Here is a 6,123-nt window from a genome sequence, read left to right as displayed (position 1 = left end):
GCCGCCCACCGTGCCGCTCCCCGCGGACCCGCCCCGGCCCGCCCGGCGCACCCTGCTGTACGGCCTGGCCGGCGGCGCCCTGGCCCTGGCCGGCGGCGGCACCGCGCTGTACCTCACCCTCGGCGACGACCGGCCCACCGGGAAGGACGGCGGCGGCAAGACCCCCGGCGCCGCGCCGACCCACGACCTCACCGACCCCGAACGCCAGCTGGACACCGCCGCCCTGGCCACCCCGCTGTGGACCACCCCGCTGACCGACCCGATCACCCAACTCGTCAGCGACGGCAGCACGCTGCTCACCGTCAGCGCCAAGAACATGCAGGGCTTCGACCTCGACGGCAAGGCCCGCTGGGCCCCCCGCACCGCCCCCGGCGCCTTCCCCGTCCTGACCCTGGGCCCGGCCCTCGCGGCCGACGGCAAGGGCTACTACCTCGGCTGGTACCAGAACGGCACCGCCGCGTACGACATCAAGACCGCGCTCCAGGCCGTCGACCTGGCCACCGGCGAGACCGCCTGGGCGATCCCCCGCTCCGGCACCGACATGCTGGGCGGCGCCGGCAGCGTCTGCGGCCTGCTCGACGGCACCCTCTACGTGCAGGGCGTCGTCTCCGACCCGAACGGCGGCGGACAGGACCAACTGCTGTGGGCCGTCGACCCGGCCGCCCGGAAGACCCGCTGGGAGCAGCGGATCCGCAGCGGCGCCCTGAGCAGCAGCCGCCTCGCCGTCCCCTCCACCGGCACCCGGCTGCTGCTGCGGCTCACCGACATGTCGGCGGGCAAGGTCACCCTCCAGGGCATCGACACCGCGAACGGCGGCAGCACCGCCTGGACCCAGGCCGCCCCCGGCAACGCCCTCTCCGCCTCGGCCCTCACCCAGTCCGCCACCGACGGCCCGCACACCTCGGCCGGCGGCCGCCTGATCCACCTCTCCGACCGGGTCTACGCCCTCGACCCGGCGGACGGCTCGGTGGCGTGGAAGTCCGCCGCACCGCTCAGCTACCAGTCGGCGGTGACCGGCACCGACGGGAAGACGGTGTACGCGGTGGCCGCCGACTACGCCACCGTCAGCCTGCGGGTCCAGGCCCTGGACGCCGGGACCGGCGCGGTGCGCTGGGCCGGGAAGCTGCCCGCCGGGGTGCTGCTCACCAACCTGGCCGCGCTGTTCGCCGACGACACCCTCTACGTCTGGGCCCAGGGCAAGGTCTGGGCGCTCGACCCGGCCACCGGCAACGCCCGCTGGTCCTACCAGTTCACCGCCTCCCCGACCTCGCTGGACATCCCGCTGTGGGCCGGCGGCGGCCGCGTCTACGGCCCCACCGAACAGGGCCTGACCGCGGTCGCCGCCACCGGCAAGGCGCCGTAGGAGACTTCGGCCGATAGTCCGACCATTGTCCGCCGCACGGGTTCTCGTGCCCGTGCGGCGGTGCGTCGCCGCCCCCGCACCCGCCAGCACGGCCGATCCTGCCGGGAGTTGACGACGACGGCGGGAGGTGGCTGGACGGTGGGCATCGGTCGGCGCGGGTGGTGGCGGATCGGCCTCGCGGCCGCGTTGTGCGCAGCCGGGACCGGAACGGCCGCGGTGGCCTCCGGGGCCGTGCCGCTCGGCGGCCGTACGGCGGCGAGCGCGGACGAGCAGCGGGCCCCGGGCAGCGAGGACGGCCTGCAGGTGGTGAACGTCTCGGTGGACCGCACCCGAGCGCACGGCCTCACCGTGGTGCGCGCCCTGGTGGCCAACCTCGGCCCGCACGAGGTCAGCGACCACTTCCACGCCACGGTGAAGCTGCCCAAGCACGTCACCGTCGAGGGCCGGGCCTTCCCGGACAGCTGCCGGTACGACGACGCCAGGCGGGAGCTGACCTGCGACTTCCGCAAGGGCCTGGCGCTGCGCCGGACCGCCACGGTGCTGCTCCCGCTGCGGATCGCCGACGACGTGCGCCCCGGCGAGCGGCTCTCCGGCGGCGCGGTCTCCGTCCAGGACCCGGACCGGCCGACCCGGACCGTCCCGAGCCGGGCGTTCACCATCGACGTCCAGTAGCCCCCGTAGCCCCGCCCCCAGCCCCTCGTCCGCCGATCGGAGCTCCGTGTCCCTGCCCCGCCGCGTAGCGCTGCTGTCGCTGCTGCTCGTCGTCCCGCTGCTGCCCGCCGCCCCGGCCGCCGCCGCCCCGCGGATCCAGCAGCGCAGCCTCACCCCCGTCAGCGCCCTGCCCGACACGCCGGTCGCGGCGACGCTCTCGGTCGGCTCGCTCTCCGGCTGCCTCACCGTCGACGAGATCGGCGTCGGCGTCCGGGACGCGAACCAGCAGAACCTGGACTTCCCGGGCTCGGCCGGCCGCACCCGGATCTGCCCCGGCGGGTACAGCCTGACCACCGGCACCCGCAGCTTCCCCGCCGGGACGTACACCGAGTTCGGCTTCTACCGGATCGGCTCGACGTACTACGACCTGCCCGGCCAGACCCTGACGGTGGCCGCGCCCACCGTCCGGCAGGTCGCCCTGGTCCCGGCCCGGGCCGTCGCCGACACCCCCGTCACCGCGACCCTCGCCCTCGACTCCACCGCCTGCCTCACCGCCGACGAGGTCGGCGTCGGCGTCCGGGACGCGAACCAGCAGAACCTGGACTTCCCCGGCACCGCCACCGACGTGCGGATCTGCCCGCAGGGCTACACGCTCACCACCGCCGCCCGCAGCTTCCCCGCCGGGACGTACACCGAGTTCGGCTGGTACCGGACCGGCAGCGAGTACCACAACCTGCCGAGCCGGACGCTCACCGTCAGCGGCTCCGTCATCCCGCCCACCCCGCCGATCCCGGCCGGACAGCTCGTCCTCGACGAGGACTTCACCAACCCGCCGGCGATCGGCACCACCTGGCACGACACCAGCACCAGCGCCTACCGGTACGGCAACCACAACCCGGACGACGACAAGCTCGACTGGCTCCAGGCCGGCGCGCTCAGCACCGAGAACGGCGCCAACACCTTCACCGCCACCCCCGGCGCCAACCGGCTGGAGAACGGCCGGCAGTCCTGGGACACCGGCCTGCTCACCACCGAGTACACCCAGCAGGGCTTCCAGGTCCGTCCCGGCGACTACGCGGAGGTCCGGATCCAACTGCCCGGCGGCACCGGGGCCTGGCCCGCGCTGTGGACCTGGAAGGACGGCGGCAACGAGATCGACTCCTTCGAGTACCACCCCGACAACCCCAACCTGCTGGAGCTCTCCAACCGGATCAACAGCGCCGGCACCTACTACACCGACGCCGACGCGATCCACCCCGGCGCCTGGGTCAGCATCGGCGTCCACTACGGGGCCCACAACAACGACTGGTACGTCAACCACAAGCTGGTGTTCTCCGACCACACCGGCACCGGGCCCGACTGGAGCGCCTACCTGATCCTCAACCTGTCGATCTGCGCGGGCTCCTGGCACCCGGCACCGGCCGACGGCAACCCGATCTCCACCGCCGCCGACTACCTGCGGGTGTGGCGACCCCGGGCCTGACGGACCGTCAAGAAGCGTCGGCGGCCAGGCGATCGGCGAGCAGGGCGGTGACCGCCTGCCGCTGCTCGGCCAGGAAGAAGTGCCCGCCCGGGTAGCCGCGCACCTCCAGCGGGCCGGTGGTGTGCACCGACCAGGCCACCGCCTCGTCCGGGGTGACCTGCGGGTCCGACTCGCCGATCAGCACCGTCACCGGGCAGGCCAGCGGCGGGCCGGGCCGGTGGCGGTAGGTCTCCACCGCCCGGTAGTCGGCGCGCAGCGGCGGCAGGAACAGCGCCCGCAGCTCCGGGTCCGCCAGCACGGCCTCCAGCGTCCCGCCCAACGAGGCCAGGTGGTCGACCAGTTCGGCGTCCGACGCCTCGTGCAGCCCGGACTCCGCCCGGACCACGTGCGGCGCCCGGCGCCCGGACACCACCAGCAGGCGCGGCCCCCGCCCGGTCGCGTCGGCCAGCCGCCGGGCCGTCTCGTAGGCGAGCACCGCGCCCATGCTGTGCCCGAGCAGCGCGGGCGGCTCGGGCAGCCAGGACGGCAGCAGCGCCGCCGCGGCCCGGTCGGCGAGCTCGTGCAGGTCGCCGATCGGCGGCTGCCCGCACCGGTCCTGCCGGCCCGGGTACTGCACGGCCGTCACCTCGACCCGGCCCCGGAGCGCCGCGGACAGCGGGTGCCAGTAGTTGGCCGTCCCGCCCGCGTGCGGGAAGCACACCAGCCGGGGCGTCCCGGGCTCCCCGGGGTGGTAGCGGCGCAGCCAGTCGTCCGCACTCATGCGGTGGATTTCCCTTCGTCGCGATCGGCCCGTCATGATCGGCCGTCCGCTCCCATGGTGCACCACGCCGGACCGCGACCGGAACCGAACGCCAGTGCCGGTCAACGGACTTGACCCGCCCCCCGGTATCGTCGGACCGGCCGGCCCGCGACCACCGCCCCGGCCGGCGCACCCACGGGGAACGGACACGGAGACCGCACCATGAGCACCACGGACACCGCCACCGCAGGCACGCCGGACGCGACGGGCAGCGCGCTGGAACGGCTGCTCGACCTCGCCCGCGGCCCGATGGGCCCGCGGGTCGAACTCGACCTCGGCACCGACCGCGGCCCGCTCGCCGAACTCGCCGCGCTGCTCGGCCGGATGAACGGCTTCTTCGCCTTCAACGGCGGCATCCAGGTCTACCGGGTCGGCGACGAGGGCCTCGGCCCCGAACTGCTCGACTGGAACGGCGCGGACACCTGGAAGTCCAGCTACCAGGGCCTCGCCGACCCGGTGTTCTGCTTCGGCCAGGACCTGTTCGGCGTCCAGTTCGGCATCGTCGACGGCACCCGGGTGGTCACCTTCGACCCCGAGACCGCCGCCACCGACGACCTCGGCGACAGCCTGGAGGACTGGGCCGCCTGGCTGCTCGCCGACCCGGACGTCAACGGCGCGCACTCCTTCGCCCACGCCTACATGCAGGCCAACGGCCCGCTCCCGGTCGACCGGCGCCTGGTCCCCCGGCAGCCCTTCGTGCTCGGCGGCGGCTACACCCACGACAACCTGCGCCCCGAGGACGCCGCCACCGCGATGCGCCTGCGCGGCCCCCTCGTCCACGCCACCCGCGACCTGCCCGACGGCAGCCGGATCAAGCTCACCGTCGAATGACCCGCCGACCGCCGGCACCCCCGGACCCGCCCGCCGGACAGTCGAACTGACTCCCCGTCGCCCCGCCGGCGATCATCGTTACGGAGTCTTTACCTTCCGGGTGCGACGGACCGCACCGCCCGCCGCGTGTCTTCAGGACGTCGACGAAACGCTTTCCATCCGGGGGACCACATGACCGAGGGGCTCGACTTCGACGAGTTCGCGGCCAGCCGGGCGCGCCGCCTGTTCCACTTGGCGTACCTGATGTGCGGTGACTGGCACCAGGCGCAGGACCTGGTGCAGACCGCGCTGTCCAAGCTCTACCCGGTCTGGGGGCGGCTGCGGCGCGGCGACGGCGAAGCGGGCATCGACGCGTACGCCCGCAAGGTGCTGCTGCGCTGCTACCTCTCCCACCGGCGGCTGCGCCGCTCCAGCGAACTCGTGGTCGCCGAGTTCCCCGAGGAGCCGTCGATCGGCGCGCACGAGGGCAGCGCGGCGGCCCTGCGGCTCACCCTGGTCGCCGCCCTCGGCCAACTGCCGCCCCGCAACCGGGCCGCCGTGGTGCTCCGCTACCTGGAGGACTACAGCCTGGAGGAGACCGCCGAGGCCATGGGCATCACCGTCAGCGCGGTGAAGAGCCTCAACTCCCGCTCGATGGCCCGCCTGCGCACCATCCTCGGCCCCGACCGGGCCCTGCTGCTCCAGGACTGACCCCGCGCACCGCTTCGCCGCACCCCGCCGCACCACCCACCTGCCAGTCACGGAAGGCATCGGAACTTTGGACCCGGACCCGGACCTTGAGCTCTCCGCGATGATGGAGACCTGCGTCAAGGACCTGAGCGTGCCCGTCTCGGTGATCGTCGCCGAGAGCGGCCGCCGCGGCCGCCGCCGCCAGGTGGCCCGGCGGCTGCGGATCGCCGGAACGGTCCTGACCGTCGCCGCCATCGCCTTCGCCGGTGCGAGCGCCGGACTGCCGCTGATCTCCGCCGAACCGCGGACCGGCGCGAACATCGGCCC

General features: G+C 74.4%; 7 protein-coding genes. 6 read left to right on the top strand and 1 reads right to left on the bottom strand.

Annotation, left to right across the window (positions count from 1 at the left end):
* The 3 genes from IH44_RS49580 to IH44_RS44995 all read left to right on the top strand — a co-directional run.
* Positions 1–1,363, top strand: a 1,363-nt coding sequence (locus IH44_RS49580) for a PQQ-binding-like beta-propeller repeat protein (RefSeq protein ID WP_157852620.1), incomplete at its 5' end; no start/stop codon positions are given.
* A 138-nt stretch (positions 1,364–1,501) separates the two neighbouring features.
* Positions 1,502–2,035, top strand: a complete 534-nt coding sequence (locus tag IH44_RS0138690; protein ID WP_157852619.1) for a hypothetical protein — start codon at positions 1,502–1,504, stop codon at positions 2,033–2,035.
* A gap of 46 nt (positions 2,036–2,081) precedes the next feature.
* Entirely contained in the window at positions 2,082–3,497 is a 1,416-nt protein-coding gene (locus IH44_RS44995; protein WP_081967383.1) for a hypothetical protein, read from the top strand.
* Positions 3,498–3,504: 7 nt separating this feature from the next.
* Here IH44_RS44995 and IH44_RS0138680 read toward each other — a convergent pair whose 3' ends face one another.
* Positions 3,505–4,257, bottom strand: a complete 753-nt coding sequence (locus IH44_RS0138680; protein WP_030464545.1) for a thioesterase II family protein — start codon at positions 4,255–4,257, stop codon at positions 3,505–3,507.
* Positions 4,258–4,458: 201 nt separating this feature from the next.
* Between IH44_RS0138680 and IH44_RS0138675 the strand changes: the two genes are divergently transcribed.
* The 3 genes from IH44_RS0138675 to IH44_RS42050 form a co-directional block, all read left to right on the top strand.
* Positions 4,459–5,127: an SMI1/KNR4 family protein gene (locus tag IH44_RS0138675; RefSeq protein ID WP_081967382.1), complete on the top strand. Its 669-nt coding sequence runs from the start codon at positions 4,459–4,461 to the stop codon at positions 5,125–5,127.
* A gap of 171 nt (positions 5,128–5,298) precedes the next feature.
* Positions 5,299–5,817, top strand: a complete 519-nt coding sequence (locus tag IH44_RS0138670) for a SigE family RNA polymerase sigma factor (protein WP_030464543.1) — start codon at positions 5,299–5,301, stop codon at positions 5,815–5,817.
* 67 nt (positions 5,818–5,884) lie between these two features.
* The coding region (locus tag IH44_RS42050) for a hypothetical protein (protein WP_035957714.1) at positions 5,885–6,123 on the top strand (239 nt) is incomplete at its 3' end.

The organism is Kitasatospora sp. NRRL B-11411, assembly GCF_000721345.1.
Lineage (GTDB): Bacteria > Actinomycetota > Actinomycetes > Streptomycetales > Streptomycetaceae > Kitasatospora > Kitasatospora cineracea.
This window is presented reverse-complemented; position numbering and strand designations above follow the sequence as displayed.